Source organism: Bacteriovorax sp. HI3, assembly GCF_059738875.1.
The window spans coordinates 2647590-2666972 of sequence record NZ_AP026946.1; the positions used below are offsets into that span (position 1 = coordinate 2647590).

Here is a 19383-nt window from a genome sequence, read left to right on the forward strand (position 1 = left end):
AATGTCTCTTATCGAATTAAAAAACATTCATAAGAATTTTATCATGGGTGAAGAAGAGATTCATGCCCTGAATGATGTTTCGATTAAAATCAACGAAGGCGAATTCACTTCGATCGTTGGTGCATCGGGCTCGGGGAAATCGACAATGATGAATATCATTGGCCTGCTCGACCTTCCAAGCGATGGGACCTACTACCTGGATGGGACAAACACAACTGAGATGAACGATGATGAGCTTTCTCATTACCGCAATCAAAAGATCGGCTTCGTTTTCCAAAGCTTCCACCTTCTGCCCAAAGCTTCTGCCTTAAAAAATGTTGAAATGCCAATGCAGTATGCTTCGGCCTACAATAAAGACCTGACTGATGCCAAAATCAGAGAAATGGCCCTGCAGACTCTGGATAAGGTCGGACTCGCTTCACGCGTGCACCACCTTCCCAATGAACTCTCAGGAGGGCAACGCCAGCGTGTGGCCATTGCCAGAGCGCTGGTTAACAATCCAAAAATTCTGCTGGCCGATGAGCCTACAGGAGCACTGGACTCAAAAACGTCTGAAGAAATTTTAAACCTTTTTGAAGAGCTCAATAAACAAGGTGTAACGGTTATCATTGTTACTCACGACAACAACGTGGCCCGTAGATGTAAACGCGTCCTGCGCATGTCAGATGGAAAAATCCGTGAGGAGTCCGTATGATCATGAAAAAAATTGTCATCAACTCTTTTGAAGCCTTAGTGGAAAACAAACTCCGCTCAATGCTAACGATGCTCGGAATGATTATCGGGGTAAGCGCTGTGATTCTTCTCGTCTCTGTTGGGACGGGAGCAAAACGCTACATTACCAACGAATTCGAAAGTCTTGGGACGAACATGATTATGCTTCAGCCCGGACGCACTGATAAAGAATCCACGATGGGACCTCCTGTCTCGTCTAGTAAGGGTAAGCTTCTTCTAAGCGACGTTGAGGCCCTGCAAAGATACGCTACTTCCCTTTCGGCCGTCTCGGGTGTCATGTTTGGTGCCGGTGTGGTTAAAACCGAACAAGGGACAAACAACATCAATATTCTTGGTTCAAATGACCAGTTCATTAAAATCTTTAACATGGTCATCATTCAAGGAAACTACATCAGTAAAGAAGATGATGAATCCGGAAAACGCGTCGTCGTTTTAGGATACAACGTTAAGAAAAACCTTTTCGGCGAATCAATGGCCTTAGGTCAGCTGGTCAAAGTTAACGACAGCGAGCACAGGGTTATCGGAATTGTAAAACCTACCGGTGATAAAATGGGTTTTAACGTCGATGACATGGTCTTCATTCCAACGAAATCGGCGCTTAGGCTCTTTAACACTGATAGACTCTTTGGTATCAGGGCTGCCGCTAAAACCAGAAATGGTCTTAACGATGCCGTCAAAGACATCACAGAAATCTTAAAAGAGCGCCACAACGGCGAAGAAGACTTCACCATTATCACTCAAGTCACCATGCTTGAGAGTATGAATACGATCTTAAACATGCTGACCTACGCTCTGGGGGCCATTGCTCTCATTTCGATGCTGGTTGGTGGCATCGGGATCATGAACATCATGCTGGTGTCGGTAACTGAGCGAACTAGAGAGATTGGTATCCGCCGTGCCGTAGGTGCCCGTCAAAGTGACATCTTAAAACAATTTATCATTGAAGCCGTGGTGATTTCCGTCTCAGGCGGACTTGTGGGGATTTTTATCTCTGCTGTGATCACTTATACGCTTTTCTTCTTTTTTCCTGGCTTTGATATGCGCCCGCCGTTTTGGATTATTCCTCCGGCCTTTTTCCTTTCTTTTTTCACCGGACTTATCTTTGGAGTCTGGCCCGCAAGAAAGGCCGCTCGTATCCAGACCATTGATGCTTTAAGGTACGAATAATGAAACTTTTAGTTTTCGCTCACAGAGGAGAGGCCCAGGCCTTCTTCAATCAATGGGATTTTGCCCCGGTTGAATTCTATTTTAACGGTCTTTTTAAGACGAAAAACTACTACCTACTCATCACTGGAGAGGGACTTAAAGAGGCCAGCGAAAAAACCGTGGCCGTCATTGCGAACTTCAAAGAAGAATTAGATGAAGTCATCAATATCGGTATCGCTGGAAGCTTAAACCCTAAGCTTAAAATCGGCGACACCGCCTGGGTTCGCTCGAGTTACGCTCAGAATGCTGAAAGATGTGAGTTTAAGTCTTTTACAACGACAGAGCACTCAAGCCTTGATTGCATCAGCGCTTACTCGCGCGTGACAACTCTTGAAGAAAAGAAAATGCTTTCGAGTTTTGCCGACATGGTTGACCGCGAACTATGGTCGATTATGAGTGCCGCTCACCTCTTTGATCTTCCGGCCTTTGCTTTAAAACTTATTTCCGATGAAGCTGAGTCAGATGATTTCTGCAAACTAGTTAAAGAAGAGGCCCCGGCCCTGTCTAAAAAAATGCTTCACGCTTTTTTGGAACGCGAAGAAAAGACGGTCAAAAAAATAGTGAGCATTCAAGCAGAAACGCTGGAAGATAAACTCCTCACTCACCCCAAACTTTATTTTACCACTTCTCAGGCGAGAAAACTCCACACTGTGCTTAGAGGTCTTTCTATTAAAAAGACCATGACTGACGATGACATCATGGCCACTCTTTCAACGATTATTGAAGGAGAAGGGCTTGAGCGCACGCCAAAAGAATTGAGTAAGCTTCTACTCATCAAGCTGGATCAAAAACTCAACCCACTTAATACAAAAATTAAAGAAAAAATCACTCAGAACCTAAGGCCTTTAATGGAAACTGGCGCTCAAGTGAGCTTTGACCCGGAACTTGAACAGGACTATGTCCAACTCAATTTCCAGATCAGAAATACCAAAGACCAAAAGAAACTCATCCTCGCACTAGAGCAGTTTAACTACCAGAAGATCAAAGAAATCTTCCAGGGGAATCTAGGCGATGATGTTTGAAAAAATCTTCATTGAAGAGCATTTAAAATCACACCCCAAAGTTCAGGAAATCCAGACGAGATTTCCCGAGAGTGAATTTAAATTCATCAAAAAAGTTGAAGATGTTTTTGGCAGGGTAAAAAAACCTTACCTGCAAAAGCGCACCAATCTCAATTTATTTATCGGTGAAAAAAAAGGGCAACTCGTCAAACCCGCTCCTCCAGCTTATGGATTATCAGGTGAGCCTCACTACTATTTCGTTCACGCTTACAATTGCATTTACGAGTGCAACTACTGCTATCTCCAGGGCTATTTTCAGTCTCCTGACATCGTGATCTTTCTTAATCACCAGGAAATCGGCGACGAAATTAAACGTTTAGCAGACGAACACGAAAGAAATCATCCGGGAGAAAAAATCTGGTTTCACGCCGGAGAATACAGCGATTCACTGGCCCTCACTCATTTAACCGGTGAACTTCCCCACTACTTTAATCTCTTTAAAAATTTACCTAATGCTTACCTGGAACTGAGAACCAAATCAGTCAATATTAAAGAGCTCATCAAGCTTCCTCCATCAGAAAATATCGTGGTGAGTTTCTCCCTTGCCCCTGAACACAGGGCCAAGATGAACGATCTTAAAACGCCAGGGCTAAAAGCAAGGCTTCAGGCCATCCGCGATTTACATGAGCGCGGTTTTCCTATCGGGATTCACTTCGACCCGATTATTTACGATGACAAGTTAGAAGAATCTTATACTGATCTTATTCATCAGCTCTCTCTCGCACTTCCTCCTGAGGCCATCCGTTATATTTCTATCGGCGTGGTTCGTTTTACAAAAAACGTTTACCATCAGGTTATGAAAAATTATCCGGACTCTGATTTTTTAGTCGATGACTTTGTAAAAAGCTTCGATAACAAAATCCGCTACAACCGCCCGACCAGAATGTGGATTCTTGGAAAAGTAAAATCCCTCCTAGTTGAGGCCGGAGTTCCGGTAGAAAAAATCTACGAGTGCATGGAAGACGAATGATTAAAGACCAGGAACTCGAAACCGGCCATATCATTGAAAGACAATTCCCTTTAACTGAGGAAATCATCACTCACCTAAAGGCCGAAAACTGGCGCGAGCTCGATCAGTACTTTCTAGAAGCTGAGAAACCAGGCGGAGTCCTCTTCGACTTCTTAAAACCGCTATTAGACTTTGAGAGCATCGAACATATTATTGCCATCAGGAGTGCTCCGGAGGACGAAGACGGAATCTGGCACGACGACGGCTCCCGCATCCTGGGTTTTTCCCTCTCCCTTACCCAAAACCACGCCCAAACAGTGGGTGGTGAGCTGAGATTTAGGCCCAAAGGGGCCTCGGACTACCAAAAAATCGCCACCCGTCCAATGGGGACGATCCTGATCTTCAAAACAGGAATTTATGGATTTGAGCACATGGTAAGTGCGGTTACTGAGGGAAAAAGAGTGGTCATCGCTGGATGGTGCTCTTAGACGAAGGGCAGCAAGGGGCACAAAACCGGCCAACACGCAGAGTAAAATAAATGACTATCGAAAGCTTCTTGTCATTTTGCCCCTATTGAGTTATCTTTTTGACTCTTTTTAAGAATTTAATAAATAACTACTATCTTTAATAAAGGATTTTTTATGGCACGCACATGTGATTTAACAGGAAAGAGAAGACTACTTGCCAACAAAGTTTCTCACGCTAACAACAAAACAAAAACTAAGAAACAAGTTAACCTACATACTAAAAAAGTTTTCGATCCAGCGACTGGTTCAGTTGTTCGTCTAAAGCTTTCTTCAGCAGCGATCCGTACTCTTGATAAAGTTGGTTCAATCACTAAGTACGTTAAGAAAAACGCTCACCTTTTCGAATAATAAATTAAAAAAATTTAAAATAAAGAAGGCTTCCTTTTACGGAAGCCTTTTTTTTGGGTATTAGTTGTCTTCAATTTAGGAGATGTTCATGAAAAAACTAATGCTAGTCTTACTTACCTCTCTCGCCATCGCCACTTCTCTTTTTGCCAAAGATGGAGTTCCAAGACAAAAAATTAATCTCATGGGAGAGCTTCTTCCCTCAGCTCCTAAGGCCATTTCTGTTAAAGACATGGAGGCATTTAAAAAGCCTGAATCAGTCACGATTTTTGATCCCTACAATAAAAATATCAAAACTGTTTTCTACGGGTTTTACTTACATGAATTAGTAAAGGCCTATGCAAAACCAGATTTTAAAACTTTAAAAGTTGTGGCCATTGATGGTTACAAAGTCGACATTCCTAAAGCAGACATCACTAGCGCTAATCTTTTTATGAGTTACAAAGATGACAAAGGCTACTTAACTGTAGACCGCATGGGGCCGGGCAGGATTATTGCTCCTGTTGATGGAATCATTCATAAAGACTTATTACTTAAAATTGGTATTTATTGGGTATGGCAGGTGAAGTCTCTTGAGTTTTCAAAAAAATGATTAAGCTCAACGACTTTAACCGCAACTCCATCATCACGGGAGTGCTCTTAAACCTGATCATGACGATTATTTTTATCGTCTTTATCATTTTAGGTTACAAGAGCACGAGCGAGAATGCGGCCATTCAGGATGACACCTTCAGGACTCACTTCCAGTCGAGGCTTATTCTCAAGTCTATTAACGGTCTTAACCATTCACGCGCAGATATTCTTCTGGGGCTAGAGCATAAAGACCCTGAGCTGATTTCTACCGCCGAAGACCAGATCCTTGGCGCCAAATCTAACTATCACCTTCTCTTATCTGAACAAAGCTTAAATAAAACAGTGCGTGTTTCAAATGCTTTTGAAAAACAGTTCACTGAACTGACAGATCTCTATGATCAGATTTTTGCAAACGAACGCCCCCTGGAAAATAAAGCGCTTTTACACTCGGTGATTGAAAAGACGACAACTCTTATTGCTAGTATGCACGAAGAGGAGAGCTCCCTCTGGGTGGATGAGGCCATGAAGCTTCACGCTTTTTCAAAAGTTAAAGAACGAAACTTGCATATTTTTTACGGGTTGACCCTTTGTTTTGTGGTGATTCAGTTAGTGCTTATTTATTTCACGATCGTGAAATACCGTCTGAATAAAAAAATTAATATTCAACACGAAAGATTAGTCCTTCAGACTCGCCTTTCGACTTTGGGGATGATGAGTGCTGAGCTCGCTCACGAAATTAACTCTCCTTTAATGGTTATTGATGGAAGGCTGCGTATTCTTCACAATGAGCTTCTTTCCCAAGGACAAACCAGCGACAAGTCTCTTAAAAACATTGAGATCATCAAACGCAACTCTCAACGCATCCAGGGCATTATTAAAAGCTTTAAAACGATGTCAAAAAGCGGAGAAAATGATGTCTTTGAATATTTCGAACTCTCAACCATCTATGAAGAAGTTCAGGACCTGGTAAGCCAAAAGATTAACGATGAGAAAATTGATTTTAAAATTGGCAGCTTTCCAGATAATACCAAAATTCTTGCCAGAAGAATCCAGATTGTTCAGGTGCTCACAAACCTGATTAATAACTCCACTGACGCCATTCGAGGAACAATCAATCCCTGGATCAAGCTTGAAAGTGTCATTACACCGGAAAGAATTGAGATTTCAGTGACTGATAGTGGTCTGGGTATCCATGAGGACCACGTGGAGAGCATCTTCGATCCATTTTATTCGACCAAAGGTTCTGCTGAAGGAACAGGGCTTGGACTTTCTATCTCTAAAAAAATCATGCGCGAGCACGGTGGAGACCTTCATTACAACCGCCTGTCAACTCACACTCAGTTTATTTTAACTTTCCAAAATAAAAAGGCCCGCGAAGATCGCGGGCCCGATAATTCATCAATTCTTTCTTAATAATTACTGAACTTCAATTTCTTGAATTAAGTAACCCCATTTAGTCATTGAACGGTCTGTAACGAAGTTAATTGTTACAGTGTTTCCTTCGATGTAATCAGTTGTGTAGTTAGTTCCTGCACCTGTTACTTTCTCTACAGTGTTTCCAGCTCCGTCAGCGATTCTTAAGTAATCGTATCCTTGCTCAAGATCGTACTTAGCTACTTTTACTCTGATGTATTTTGCACCTGGAACAGTAATTGTTTTAGAAAGGTTCATGTTGTCTGCGTATGGGTGATCAGACTCTAGAGATGATTCAAGAGCTTTTTTCTTCCATGCATCGTTCTTTGGCCCGCTTCTTTCTGGTCTTACGTCAGTTAGAAGGTTGTAAGCATCGATTCTTCCCGCTGTTTGAGTTTTCCCTCTTAGAGCAGTTACCGGAACACTTGTCATAGTCAGGCGCTCACGCATTACTGAGTGAGGCATTCTTCCTTCTTTAGCAAGTAGAAGACCTAGAACCCCTGAAACGTGCGGAGTGGCCATTGAAGTTCCAGAGTAAACATCATACCCACCACCGTTTACAGTAGAAAGGATGTTGTGTCCTGGAGCTGCGATATGAACTGAGTTTCTTCCGTATGAAGAAAATGATGCCAGACCGTTTTGTGCTGTTGTTGCAGCAACTGACACCATGTTTGGAGTGTCGTATGAAGCTGGGTACGAAGGAGATGAATCGTTGTTAGATGAGCTGTTTCCAGCTGCAGCTGTGAAGATGATTCCTTTATCAGATGCTCTCTTAATTGCTTCTAGAAGAGCTTCTGAGCGTCCTCCTCCACCCCAAGAGTTACTCATTAGGTCTACGTTCATCATTGTAGCGTAATCGATCGCTTTAATTGCGCCTTCAAGAGATCCTGATCCATCATCACCTAAGAATTTAACGGCCATGATCTGAACTTCAGACATTACACCTGAAACTCCGATTTTGTTGTCGTGAACAGCACCGATCGTTCCTGAACAGTGAGTCCCGTGTCCGTTTCCGTCCATTGGGTTTGAATCATTGTTAGCAAAGTCATATCCATAAACGTCATCAATGAATCCGTTGCCATCATCATCAATTCCGTTGCCTGGGATTTCTTTTGTGTTTACCCACATATTAGCTTTTAGATCAGGGTGAGTGTAATCAACCCCTGTATCGATAACAGCGATTCTCACCGCTCTTGATCCTTTTGTGATATCCCAAGCTTTAAGAGCATTAACGTCCGCTCCTTCTACTCCGGCCGATCCGTTTGGCTCATTTGAACCAGTGTTTCTTAGACCCCAAAGCTTTCCGAAACTAGGATCGTCTGGTGTCGCAGCCGTAAAATCAGTGAATGGAGATTTAAGAAGTTTTTTACTTACTACGTTCGCTTCTTTAATTGGATTAACTGAGTAGATGAAGTTCGGCTCTGCAAATTCAACGTTTGGATTATTCTTTAAAGTAGCAATAACCGATTCCATTGATTTGTCATCAGATACTTTTAATACTGAAAGTGTGTCGTAAGAAAGTTTAATGTCTCTTTGACCTTGGATACCTAAAGATGAAAGAGTCTTAGCAGATAAAAAGTTTTTACTTTTTCCCGCCTTAAACTTAACAACGATTTCCCCCGGTACGTGTTTAGCTTCTGTAGCAGACACTCCTGTCGCTAATGCCAGAGTAGATAAACCTAATAGCATCTTCTTCATAACTTCTCCCTCCTTGGAGCAATTGTAGATCCGTCATCATTTGTCAGAATCATTACCTGAACATTTGAATCAAACTTCTTTAAAGAAATGTGGTCTATAAACAAGCTTATGCGATGGTGTCATTTTGCACAGACTTTTTTTCAAAGGTATTTTTTTCCGAAAAACGGCCATCTATCTTTTTTTACAGGATAAGGTGATAATGCCTACATATGAACAAAACATCACGATGATGTTTTGTCGGCGGCTTCGCCGGCCCGTAAGGGTTACTGCCCAGGAGGGGCAGAAATGATACACAACAGTTCTTCTGACCCTGTATTGATCAAGAAAATCTCCCTTAAAATCTGGTCTCTTAGAGATGAGATTGAGTCGCGCATCCAAGCAAAGATTGATGCCGGCGAACTCCTTCCAGAATCAATGGAAGAAAAAATCAAAGAACTCAGAGATGAATACACAAAAAAGATGGCATTACCTGACAATGTTGTTCAGTTAAAGTCAGGCGACGATCTCCCTGCTGATGGTGAAGATGAAATGGCGAAGGCCATGGCCGCTGCAATGGAAAATCCAGAAGCCGAAGAAGCTTCGACAGAAGAAAGTGCAGATAATGTTGTCTCTATGAATGGTGAGTCCCCTGCCCCGGCAACGACAGTCGATGGCAACGTGATCACAATCGGAATTGAAGCTCCGGTTAATCTTTCTGATGATAAAATCTCGAAAGGAAAAACGATCCTGTCTGAAATCAGCATGGATAAAATGTTTTTCTTTTCTAATAAGGCCTTTACTGAAGGTCAGTCTATCGTGATTCAGTTTTGTATTCCAAAAACTTTTATTATTAATGCCGACGTCATCTACTGCCGTCCATTTAATATCAAGAGCCGAATCATCAGCCAAAATAACTATACACACAGAATGCTGGTTAAGTTCAACTTTCTTAAGGAAGGAGAGCGCGCCCTTCTTAGACAATTTATTCAGTCCATTGAGCCTGACGTCTCTAAAGTGGTTAAAAAGGCCGCTGCTGTTGAAGAAGACGGAGGAGATGGGGACTTTAATGACTTGGACGACCTGGGACTATAATTTCCATGCTTCATAAAAAGAAATGGCTTTCTAATATTGTCCTGGTCGCTTTCCTGCTTTTAGTTGGAGCTACCGCTTTCCTATCTGATCTTCTAAAAACTCCGGTTAAAACTCACAACGAATTTATTGAACAGTCGCTGGTTTTTAATAATAAAGAACTAGAGACGGTCACTCACCTCTCTTTAAAAAACAAATCGGGTGAATATACTTTTGAGCGCGTTGGAACTGAGCCCGGAACTCCATGGCACATGACCAGCCCGAAAGACATTTCTACCAGCTCACTTTTTATTGAAAAGCTTTTTTCTTCTTTAAATACGATTAAGACAAAAAAGCTTTTAATCGATGACCCGGCCAACAATTCAAACTTCTCTCTGGATAAGCCTACGGCCATCCTGACTCTGACTGATGATGGTCAAAAAAGCATCATCCTGAGTGTAGGGATTATGAACACGATTGATAACTCGACTTACCTGAAGATCTCGGGAAAAACTGGAATCTATCACGTTGAAGCTCCTTCAATCTCTCTGGAAAATATCACGCTTGCAGACTTGATTGAATCGAACGTCTTTGATGTTGATGTCAAGGCCATCACTAGCTTCAAGCTCTTTAAACAAGGTTCAAACACTCCACAATTCGAAGTCCATAAAAAGGACAACGTTTGGGTAAATGCTGAAGAAAAAGTACTGGATGCCACTCGTTTAGAAGATATGCTGGATGATTTCATTAAGCTTAAGAGCTCGCATGTTATCGAAGAGCCAACTGATTCCCAAAAGAAGGCCGTTCAAAAACTTATGTCGCCTCCCACTCACTTAATCAAACTGGAAGTGATGGCAGAAGACAAAAAAGAAGAATACATTTATCAGATCAGTGATGTCACAAAATCACTTCCCGATATGGACTTAAAAGACGAAGGGCATTTCCTGATCATCGAAAACCATGCACCTATTGTCTACGTCATAAAAAAAGACGCCCATAATCTTTTTGAGCTTAAGAATGACAGCTTAAAGAGTTTAGAATCTGCTCCAAAAAATTAAGAAGCTTTTTTAGACCCGTTCACAATTCTTGAGTTCGAAGGAAGAACCGTGTCTTTGTTGATTTTATCAGGGTCTACGAAGACCTTAATAAACTTCTCAATCAGGATTGAATTGTAGCGCTTGACCCCTTCTTTATTCATTAGGATCTTCTTTAAGGCCTCAGTTGGCTGAAGCTTGTGATCGATCATAATATGTACGAAGTCGTCTGCCAGGCAGACAATATTAGCGAGTGTTAAAACCTTGCTTCCCTTCTTTCCAAATGGAAAACCAGTTCCATCAAAGGCTTCATGGTGCTGAAGAATAATCTGCTTAACCGAGTTATTAAGCGTTCTGATGTTCTCTACGATCTCAAAACCTAACTCAGGGTGCTTCTTATAAACCTCAAATTGCTCAGGGGTCATATCTTTCGTGCTAAGCCCGACAAACTCTGGAGGCAGCTTCGTCTTTCCGATATCGTGAAACATACAGGCCATGGCCGCTGTTTCAATCGTGGCCTTTGACTGCCATTCGAATTGCTTAATGATAGCTGTCGTATAAAGTGTCACCAGGAACGCGTGAGAGTATGCTGTCGGATCAAAATTTTGATACGAACGAAGAACGTTATAAAGGTCTGACTGAGACTCTACCAGTTGGAAGACGTTCTCACAGACTTCTTTTCCTTGCTCAATAACCTGAGGTTTGATCCCAACAGTGAAGGCCTCTTCGATGTATTTTTCAGTAACGTTTTTTAAAACGTTTACTTTATTGTAGGCAGGAACGTTTTTGTTATCGATTAATTTTTTAGTTAAGAAGTTGTTGTACTGAATAAATTTTCTGCGGTCGTTATTGTGAAAATAAAGCGACTCAACTTTCTTCTCATTTTTATATTTATCCAGGCGCTCTTTTGAGAACGTATCTCCTGTATGCAAAATCTTAAGATACTTATTATCTGAGAGTTTAATATAAATATCAAAGAGCACGGCCTGAGCAGAATAGAATTCATCGATTCTGATTTTTGAAAAACTCTCATCAGTCATCGACACTTCTTTCTCTTCACTCACCCCTTCTTTCTTTGGAACAGAAGACATTAAATCAGAAAGAGACTGGTGACCTTCAAGCAGCTCTTTTAAGTAAGGAACATCAAAAGGCCTGACAGCAACTTCCGTCACTCCCAGCTTTAAAAGTTTTTCTTCAGTGATCACACCATTATCAATAAGCTGTCGGTCGTTGATAACAATGATCACGCGCTGGCTTGTATAATTAGTTTTGATGAATTTGAGAACCTGCATGCACGAGTGATTCTCGGTTGCATAGTTCATGATGACGGCGAAAAACTTGTCGTTGTACATGGCAAGCTGAGCTTCTTTACCATTTACGACGGTGGTGACTTCGTACATTTGTTCAATGAAATAGGCTTTTGACTTGGAGTTCCAAGCCTCGTCAGGGTCGACAATGAGAAGTTTTAAAGCCAAGGTTGAACCTCAAAAAACGCGTTACCTACTCGGATTTATCGGTTTTTTAGAGGAAAAACTAAAGAAAAAAACTCACCGAAAAGACAAGTCTTTCCGGTGAGTTAGAGTATTTGATTAGATCTTGTTTAGGATACTAAAGTACTACTTAATTTCTTTATGAAGAGTGTGACGTCTTAGAAATGGATTGTATTTCTTAAGTTCTAGACGGTCAGGTGTCGTCTTCTTGTTTTTTGTAGTAGTATATCTTGAAGGAGATTTTCCTTCTTTTCTAGCTTCAGTACACTCAAGTGTTACGATAACTCTAGGACCTTTTTTAGCCACAACTGCCTCCAGCAAAACGTGATCACACGTAAAAAAATTAACAAAGGTGAAATTACACGTTTAGCATTGGCATGACAACCGAAAATTGTTAAACCTTTTTAAAAAAGCGAGAAATCTATGAATATCACGCACGAAAACTGGACATCATCGCATTATTACTCTGATCCTCTAAGGGCGTTTATCTCCCTTGGGGCCGCTCCTATTGAAACCGAAGAAGGTCTTCCAGGGGTGGAGTTTCAATACCTGGTCACCATGACTGATAAGGATTACGCAGAGCTCTTTCAAAGTGCCCACAGAACACTAGAAGAAGCGCTACAAGTCCTAAATGAAAAATATGGACACTGGGACATGAAAGATGCTGGAGCAAAGACCTCTGGGGATGGCTGCTCGAGCTGTGAAGCCCACTAAGACGAGTCCACTACAGCGAAACTTATTGACGGAACACTATAAATTGGCCATATTACTGGCTTACAAAAAACCTGATTCTGTATACAAAGCAGAGATCACTATAAAAAGAGGTCCATAATGAAAGAAGGAATTCACCCAAAGTACGAAGCTGTAACAGTTAACTGTGTTTGCGGAGCTACATACGCAACAGGTTCTACAATTAAACTAGAAAAAATCGACATCTGTGCTGCTTGTCACCCGTTCTATACTGGTAAGACAAAAGTAATCGATACTGAAGGAAGAATTGAAAAATTCAAAAAGAAATTCGGTACAGACTACGCTGCTACATCAAAAAAGAAGTAATTCACAAGGGCCTCGAAAGAGGCCCTTTTTTTTTGCCTCTTTTGTACACAAACAGCATTCTCTTTAACCCATCTAATCTTGATCTTTCATCCCAACCTTGCAACTCTATTCCTGAGAACTTTCTTATCAGGAGAAAACACATGAAATACTTCACACTATCCCTGCTTCTTCTTTCAAGCCTTGCTTTTGCTGGCGACAGAAACACTGCTTACAACCAGGTTTGTAAACCAATGTCTTTTGATTCAGACCGTACGAAATGTACAAACACAATCAGACCATTTTCTTATTTCAACGACGATGCTCTTCAAATGTGTTCGGGTTTTAACTTCGATTCTAAAAAGATCGAATGCCTTGGTTACATCGGTGACAAAATGTACGAGTTTTTTGAAATCGACACATGCAGAAACATGGTTTTTGATTCTGAGAGAATGAACTGCCTAAAAAACAGCGGCTCACCAAACAGACAAACTTGTCTTCCAAAAACAGAAGTGATCAACCAGCTTAGAGCTGCTCAATATGAGATCCGCTCTGGCCAGATCGGCACAGCTGACAAGAGACTAGAATACGTCATCGGGCGTTTCTCAAATCCAAACTGCCAATAAGTTCTTGAATATGGGGGGCAAATGCCCCCTATTTAGTATCTAAAGTTTTGACACCCTTGTAAAAAAACCCAGGCTCAACCACTGCCTTGCCCTTTAATGAGACAATGCTCTCATTATGAAAAAACCAACTTCGAAAACATTCGTCCTTGCCCTTTTATTAACGTCATTCTTTGCACTGAACACAGATTTGCATGCCCAAGTCTTTGGAGTCAATTTAGGGAATGCTACAGATACAGCTAAGGACATTTTTAAAAATGCCAAAGACGCTGCTAAAAAGGCCTTAGAAGAAGCTAATAGAAAGAAGGCGGAAGAAGAGGCCAGACGTGCTGAAAAAGCCAAAGAAGAGGCCCGCTCCCGAACAACAAATACAAGTATTATTGAACTTCAAGGCACAATGGGTGCTGATATTAAGTGGATCATGTTCAATATCACTAAAGGATCCTACAACGAGAAAGTGACGATTCCGGCAAGCAACGGTTCTTATAAGTTCCGTCTTGCTCTTCGAGATGGTGCTGGTACTTATGCGATTCAGGTTTTCCAAAACAATAAAGTTGAACGCTACACAAGCTACTCTTACCTGAGCGCAACTCAAATTGAAAACACAGATGAAAGAGATATGAGTTTCCTGCTTCCATCAACGATGGTTCAGTCGGAAGACCCGGAAATTGTCGCTCTTACAAAAATGATTACAAAAAATGCGACAACTGAAACTGAAGCAGTCAAAGCTATCCACGATTACGTAGCGACAAACATTGAATACGATTTCCCGGCCTATAATGATGGAACTTACGCTCAAAAAGAGTACGATGCCGTCTCTATCTTAAAGAGAAAAATCAGCGTGTGCTCTGGTTACGCTAGCCTCTTTGCAGCGATGGTGCGCGCTTACGGCGTAAGAGTTAAAGTTATCCACGGAAAAGGTGTGGTCAGTGGTGGATTAGGTGACCATGCATGGAATGAAGTTGAAATTAATGGTGAATGGAAAATGGTTGATACAACTTGGGATTCAAACTTAAAGAGCAATAAATACTTTTTTATGGATGAAGCAAAATTCGCCCAGGATCACTTAAAAGAAACGGAAATGACGAATTACTAAAATGATAGAAGCTTAACTCTGTATTTCTCACCAATCACCTTCTCTACCGAGAAGGTGATTTTTTCACCGACGTTTAAATTCTTAAAATGCTTTTCGCCTTTTTTATCCAGTTGTTTCTTCTGGATTTCAACGATGACATTCTTATTTTGACCTTCTTCAAAAAAGCAGACTTCGTACTCGAAGCTGAACTTAGTCTCGTTGATAAAACGAATAATAGTCGCTTCATTGCTTGGTGCAAGCCCGGCCTTTCTTTTATATACGTGAGCGGTCATCGGGAGAATTTTGCGGTCAAGACTCACCAATTGTGAAAGTCTCTCAACACTCAAGTCATGAGAGGTTCTTAAAACCTGATGGCACCAGTCATTTGGGCAAGCAGCACTGCTTGGGCATGGATAAAAAACATCGTAAGAATCCAAAAGGGCCTCACGAAGTTTTTTAAGCTCACTAAAGAGCTCACTTGTTCCCGGTTCAATGAAGATCACGTACTCCGGGTCCACCATCATAATCTGATCCTGGACTTTCTGGATGCCGATTTCATTAATTGAGTGACCGTAGAATAAAACACTCTCCGTTTTCTTTTCATTAAAGCGCTGGAGAGTTTTAAGATTCACTCCGGAGAAAAAACCTTTCAGCATTTTTTCGGCCTGATTCAGCATCACTCTCGAAGAGTCGACGCAAATAACTTCTGGTGGTGTTTTTTCAAAAAGAAGACTTAGCCCCAATGAAAAAGTTCCTGGGCCACAACCGATATCAACAAATGGTCTCGAGATAATGTCGCTTAAAACATCAGGTGAGAGTTTTGATAAAAGAAAATGCAGCTTGGGAATATTAGTTGTCAGATAAAGGGCCGCATAACTAGAGACATGATCGTCATCTAATACATAATCCCCTATCTGCTCCCTTTTTTTAGTAAACTTCATGGACATCTCTTTAATGAAATGAACCATGTCTGACTCTTTTAAATTTGGATTTAAAAGATGCGGACGGATGTCTTCAATAGACAAAAAAAAGGGCCCGAAGGCCCCTTTTTCAATATTGTCAGAGTTTAAATTATCTCTTTCCAAGATCAGTGTACTCACGAGTTGTTGCCCCAGTGTAAACCTGACGAGGACGAGAAATCTTAGTTTCTTTTGTCTCTCTCATTTCTTTCCACTGAGCTAGCCACCCTGGCATTCTTCCTAGAGCAAACATTACTGTGAACATGTTTGTTGGGATACCAAGAGCGCGGTAGATGATTCCAGAGTAGAAATCTACGTTCGGGTAAAGGTTACGTGACTTGAAATAGTCATCAGCAAGAGCTGTTTGCTCCAGACCTTTAGCGATATCAAGGTATGGATCTTTTACACCAAGTTGAGCAAGAACAGTGTCACATGCTTTTTTGATGATCTTCGCGCGTGGGTCGAAGTTTTTATAAACTCTGTGCCCGAAGCCCATAAGTTTGAATGTATCGTTTTTATCTTTTGCTCTCTCAAGAGCTTTTTTGTAATCGCCACCAGCGTTTGAAATCTCTTCAAGCATTTCTAGAACTTCCTGGTTAGCTCCACCGTGTAGTGGTCCCCAAAGAGCGTCGATACCAGCAGAGATTGAAGCAAATACTGAAGCGTTAGACGAACCAACAACTCTTACAGTTGATGTTGAACAGTTTTGTTCGTGATCAGCGTGAAGGATGAGAAGAACGTCTAGAGCTTTTGCTACGTCTTTAGAAGCTTTCATACCCATCATCGACATAAAGTCTTCTGTGTAAGAAAGAGCTGGGTTAGAAGCTACAAGAGGTTGACCAGTTGTCACTCTTTGAATCGCAGCTGTGATGATTTTGAATTGTCCAAGAAGAAGCGCGAAGATTTCATCTTTTTGCTCTTTTGTTGGGTTCGGGTTGTTTAGTTCTGGGTAGTGAGCTGATAGAGCTACTGTTACCGAAGAAGCGATCGCCATTGGGTGAGCAGTTTTTGGGAAAAGCTCAATCATGCGAGTGATGTATTCAGGAAGTTTTGAGTAAGAAGCAACTTTCTTCTCGAAAGATGAAAGCTCTGCTTGAGTTGGAAGGTTACCCCAGTTTAGAAGGTAAGCAACTTCGATGAAAGTTGATTTTTCTGCAAGCTGCTCAATTGGGTATCCTCTGTAACGAAGAATCCCTAACTCTCCGTCTAGGAAAGTGATTGCTGAAGCACAAGAACCAGTGTTTAGGAATCCGTGATCAATAGTAATGCATCCAGTGTCTGCACGTAATTTTGCAATGTCGATTGCTTTTTCTTTTTCTGAGCCCTCAATAACCGGGTACTCTAGAACTTTTCCGTCGATTTCGATTTTTGCCTTTAAAGACATATGATTCCTCCAATGATTTGGCGTAAAAAACTTGGTTTAAAATACCGCAAAGAAAAAAGTCCCGCTAGAAATTTTTCTCTATAATCTCATAGACCACGCCTTAGGATCAGCGTGCCATTCTTTGAGTAGGTCCATTCCCTTTTGATCAATTAAGTTTAACTCGAAAGCTGCAAGAGTTAACGAGGTAAAATCTGTCAGTGAGAATAGTTGAATGGATAGGTTACTTAATCTATCCTTGGCCCCTTGCATTTCGTAATCTACGACGCAGAGACAAGCGTCACACTTAAGCTCTGCTCCTTCGAGTCCACCCATCGCCTCTTCAAGGCTTGCTCCCTGATTGACTAAATCTTCAAAGAGAAGAACTTTTTCACCGGCATTGAAAGCACCTTCAACTTGATTCTTTCTTCCGTGCTCTTTTGCTTTTGGCCTTACATAGACCATTGATCTCTTCATGCGGTCAGCGATAAAAGCAGCGTGAGGAATCCCTGCAGTAGCAATCCCACCCAGGTGATCGAAGCTTAAGTTATTTTGTTTAATCACATCCATGAAGGCCTGGATAACCTGGTCTCTAAACTCCACGTGGGAAAGAATAATGCGGTTATCGCAGTAGATAGGTCCTCTCAGTCCTGAAGCATACTTAAAGGGGTCATTGGGAGAGAACTTCACAGCACCTAAATTAATAAGGTTTTTGGCGATGTCCATTTTCATTGGTGATTCCTCGGCTCCTCCCCGTTCAAGGGGCCTGTGGCAAGTGCTGATTATTCCATAAAAAGAGCAAAATTCAGCATATTACCGGATTTTACGTTAAAATGAGTAAGCTTACGAATTATCTACTATCACATACGAGTTGTCGCGATTGAAAGCATTATTTATTGGAAATACTCCCGAAGATGACAAGAACATTATCCGTCTGATGGGAAACAACTATCCTAAGGTGCAACTGGTGGGTTTAAAAACTCCTGAGTCACTGATGGATATGCTCACGGCCGATGGGCCGTTCTCTTTTATTGTCGTCAATATCGACAACAAGAACCTGGTGATTGCTGATCTCTATGCACAGATCAACGACACTCTTGGTGTGCGCCCTTTTGTTTTTATCGGCACTCCCAATTCAGTTAAGGCCCAGCTGACAAACGATATGGTTCACAATCAGCAGACCAATGCTTTAGTCGAATTGCCTCTTGTATTGGAAGAATTTAAGAAGGCCGTGAACCTGGCCATTGATTGGGTTAAAAAAGAAGAATTCGAAGAGTCTATTTTAGAGTTCTCCCGCGATGACCTGCACCCGATGCGACTTCGCAACTTTTATCTTTTTGAACAAGTGCCTTACGATGTTTATATCGAACTTACGTCGACGAAGTTTGGTAAAGTGATCACGAAGGATAAATTCTACTCTCACCAGATCATTCAAAACTATTCGCGAAAAAATATTAAGTATCTCTATCTAAGAAAAGATGAACACTTAAAGTTCCTCGACACTTCTATTAAAAACCTGCTTAAGATTTACGATGCTAAACTTTCAGACAGAAAAAAATACCTGACTCTGCACTTGAAGACGGCCTTTTTCATGCATCAGTTTATCAAAGCGGCCAGCGTCTCTGATGAAGTCAATAAACTCGCTCATTTTTTTATCGACTCGGTTTCAAACCTGGTGCGCTCTTATGAGAATCTCTCTGACCTCCTGGACAGCATCAGTGAAACAGGAAACATCACTTTTGCCGAGCAAAGTGTGGCAACGGCTTACGTCTGCGAGAGAATCCTTTTAAACATGGGATGGACGGCCGATATGACCCGCGGGAAGCTTATCCTCGCCTCTCTTCTTCAAGATGTGACCTTAGGAAATGATGACCTCATCAAGATCAGATCACTCAATGACCCGAACTTAAAAATGTTCAGCGAAGAAGAACAGGAAGACTTTAAAAACCATCCGCAGAAGGCCGCTCACCTTTCAACTTATTTTAACGGCTTCTCTGATGTGGATTTCATTTTATTAGAGCAACACGAACACCCGACAGGGGACGGTTTCCCAAAAGGGCTAAACTCTTCAGGACTCACGACCATCTCGTGTATCTTTATTCTTGCCAGCAACTTCGTCTCGCGCATGGCCTTAACACCTAAGTCGCCAACTCAGCACAGAGACATCTTAAACAATATGAAACGTGTTTATAACACTGGTAACTTCAAGGACCCGCTAAAGGCCCTGGAGAAGTCTTTAAGAAAAATTTAAGAAAGATT

General features: G+C 41.6%; 21 protein-coding genes. 15 read left to right on the forward strand and 6 right to left on the reverse strand.

Features of this window, described 5'->3' with window-relative positions; all coding sequences use genetic code 11:
• The first annotated feature begins 1 nt into the window (after position 1).
• The 8 genes from AC6JA8_RS13075 to AC6JA8_RS13110 all read left to right on the forward strand — a co-directional run bounded on the left by AC6JA8_RS13075 (position 2) and on the right by AC6JA8_RS13110 (position 6806).
• Complete coding sequence (locus tag AC6JA8_RS13075; protein WP_491636812.1) at positions 2–694, forward strand: ABC transporter ATP-binding protein; 693 nt, start codon at positions 2–4, stop codon at positions 692–694.
• Positions 691–1899, forward strand: coding sequence for an ABC transporter permease (locus AC6JA8_RS13080; protein ID WP_491636814.1), 1209 nt, complete (start codon positions 691–693; stop codon positions 1897–1899). The genes AC6JA8_RS13075 and AC6JA8_RS13080 overlap by 4 nt, the downstream gene beginning before the upstream one ends.
• Positions 1899–2960, forward strand: a complete 1062-nt coding sequence (locus tag AC6JA8_RS13085; RefSeq protein WP_497974193.1) for a 5'-methylthioadenosine/S-adenosylhomocysteine nucleosidase family protein — start codon at positions 1899–1901, stop codon at positions 2958–2960. Before AC6JA8_RS13080 ends, AC6JA8_RS13085 begins: the two co-directional genes overlap by 1 nt.
• Positions 2950–3969: an SPL family radical SAM protein gene (locus tag AC6JA8_RS13090; protein ID WP_497974194.1), complete on the forward strand. Its 1020-nt coding sequence runs from the start codon at positions 2950–2952 to the stop codon at positions 3967–3969. The genes AC6JA8_RS13085 and AC6JA8_RS13090 overlap by 11 nt, the downstream gene beginning before the upstream one ends.
• Positions 3966–4436, forward strand: coding sequence for a 2OG-Fe(II) oxygenase (locus tag AC6JA8_RS13095; protein ID WP_497974195.1), 471 nt, complete (start codon positions 3966–3968; stop codon positions 4434–4436). The genes AC6JA8_RS13090 and AC6JA8_RS13095 overlap by 4 nt, the downstream gene beginning before the upstream one ends.
• A gap of 153 nt (positions 4437–4589) precedes the next feature.
• Complete coding sequence (gene rpmB / locus AC6JA8_RS13100; protein WP_102244253.1) at positions 4590–4823, forward strand: 50S ribosomal protein L28; 234 nt, start codon at positions 4590–4592, stop codon at positions 4821–4823.
• Between the two features lie 88 nt (positions 4824–4911).
• On the forward strand, positions 4912–5412 hold the full coding sequence (locus tag AC6JA8_RS13105; RefSeq protein ID WP_497974196.1) for a hypothetical protein: 501 nt from the start codon (positions 4912–4914) through the stop codon (positions 5410–5412).
• A complete protein-coding gene (locus AC6JA8_RS13110; protein WP_497974197.1) occupies positions 5409–6806 on the forward strand; it encodes a sensor histidine kinase in 1398 nt (465 codons plus the stop codon). The genes AC6JA8_RS13105 and AC6JA8_RS13110 overlap by 4 nt, the downstream gene beginning before the upstream one ends.
• 3 nt (positions 6807–6809) lie before the next feature.
• Here the strand turns inward: AC6JA8_RS13110 and AC6JA8_RS13115 are convergent, their stop codons facing one another.
• Positions 6810–8504 (reverse strand): S8 family serine peptidase, encoded by a 1695-nt coding sequence (locus AC6JA8_RS13115; RefSeq protein ID WP_497974198.1) that lies wholly within the window; start codon positions 8502–8504, stop codon positions 6810–6812.
• 285 nt (positions 8505–8789) lie between these two features.
• Here AC6JA8_RS13115 and AC6JA8_RS13120 point away from each other — a divergent pair, with 285 nt between their 5' ends.
• On the forward strand, positions 8790–9575 hold the full coding sequence (locus tag AC6JA8_RS13120; protein WP_497974199.1) for a hypothetical protein: 786 nt from the start codon (positions 8790–8792) through the stop codon (positions 9573–9575).
• Between the two features lie 5 nt (positions 9576–9580).
• Positions 9581–10609: a DUF4340 domain-containing protein gene (locus tag AC6JA8_RS13125; RefSeq protein ID WP_497974200.1), complete on the forward strand. Its 1029-nt coding sequence runs from the start codon at positions 9581–9583 to the stop codon at positions 10607–10609.
• Here the strand turns inward: AC6JA8_RS13125 and AC6JA8_RS13130 are convergent.
• Positions 10606–11985 carry an HD-GYP domain-containing protein gene (locus tag AC6JA8_RS13130; protein WP_497974201.1) on the reverse strand — a complete coding sequence of 460 codons (1380 nt, stop codon included), beginning with the start codon at positions 11983–11985 and terminating at the stop codon, positions 10606–10608. The genes AC6JA8_RS13125 and AC6JA8_RS13130 overlap by 4 nt on opposite strands.
• Positions 11986–12201: 216 nt before the next feature.
• The gene (gene rpmG / locus AC6JA8_RS13135; RefSeq protein WP_102244260.1) at positions 12202–12381 is read right to left on the reverse strand and encodes a 50S ribosomal protein L33; all 180 of its coding nucleotides are present in this window, start codon (positions 12379–12381) and stop codon (positions 12202–12204) included.
• Between the two features lie 117 nt (positions 12382–12498).
• Between rpmG and AC6JA8_RS13140 the strand changes: the two genes are divergently transcribed.
• The 4 genes from AC6JA8_RS13140 to AC6JA8_RS13155 all read left to right on the forward strand — a co-directional run bounded on the left by AC6JA8_RS13140 (position 12499) and on the right by AC6JA8_RS13155 (position 14826).
• Complete coding sequence (locus AC6JA8_RS13140) at positions 12499–12789, forward strand: hypothetical protein (protein WP_497974202.1); 291 nt, start codon at positions 12499–12501, stop codon at positions 12787–12789.
• 117 nt (positions 12790–12906) lie between these two features.
• Positions 12907–13131: a 50S ribosomal protein L31 gene (gene rpmE, locus AC6JA8_RS13145; RefSeq protein WP_497974203.1), complete on the forward strand. Its 225-nt coding sequence runs from the start codon at positions 12907–12909 to the stop codon at positions 13129–13131.
• Positions 13132–13271: 140 nt separating this feature from the next.
• Positions 13272–13733 carry a hypothetical protein gene (locus AC6JA8_RS13150; RefSeq protein ID WP_497974204.1) on the forward strand — a complete coding sequence of 154 codons (462 nt, stop codon included), beginning with the start codon at positions 13272–13274 and terminating at the stop codon, positions 13731–13733.
• Between the two features lie 115 nt (positions 13734–13848).
• Positions 13849–14826, forward strand: a complete 978-nt coding sequence (locus AC6JA8_RS13155; RefSeq protein WP_497974205.1) for a transglutaminase domain-containing protein — start codon at positions 13849–13851, stop codon at positions 14824–14826.
• On the opposite strand, the gene AC6JA8_RS13160 is transcribed toward AC6JA8_RS13155, so the two are convergent.
• From AC6JA8_RS13160 to pyrE, 3 genes are all read right to left on the reverse strand, one after another.
• Positions 14823–15905 (reverse strand): small ribosomal subunit Rsm22 family protein, encoded by a 1083-nt coding sequence (locus tag AC6JA8_RS13160; RefSeq protein ID WP_497974206.1) that lies wholly within the window; start codon positions 15903–15905, stop codon positions 14823–14825. The genes AC6JA8_RS13155 and AC6JA8_RS13160 overlap by 4 nt on opposite strands.
• Positions 15877–17148: a citrate synthase gene (locus AC6JA8_RS13165; protein WP_497974207.1), complete on the reverse strand. Its 1272-nt coding sequence runs from the start codon at positions 17146–17148 to the stop codon at positions 15877–15879. Before AC6JA8_RS13165 ends, AC6JA8_RS13160 begins: the two co-directional genes overlap by 29 nt.
• Before the next feature lie 78 nt (positions 17149–17226).
• A complete protein-coding gene (pyrE, locus tag AC6JA8_RS13170; RefSeq protein ID WP_497974208.1) occupies positions 17227–17856 on the reverse strand; it encodes an orotate phosphoribosyltransferase in 630 nt (209 codons plus the stop codon).
• Positions 17857–18004: 148 nt separating this feature from the next.
• On the opposite strand from pyrE, the gene AC6JA8_RS13175 reads away from it, so the two are divergent.
• A complete protein-coding gene (locus AC6JA8_RS13175; protein WP_102244268.1) occupies positions 18005–19375 on the forward strand; it encodes an HD domain-containing phosphohydrolase in 1371 nt (456 codons plus the stop codon).
• The last annotated feature ends 8 nt before the right edge of the window (positions 19376–19383 follow it).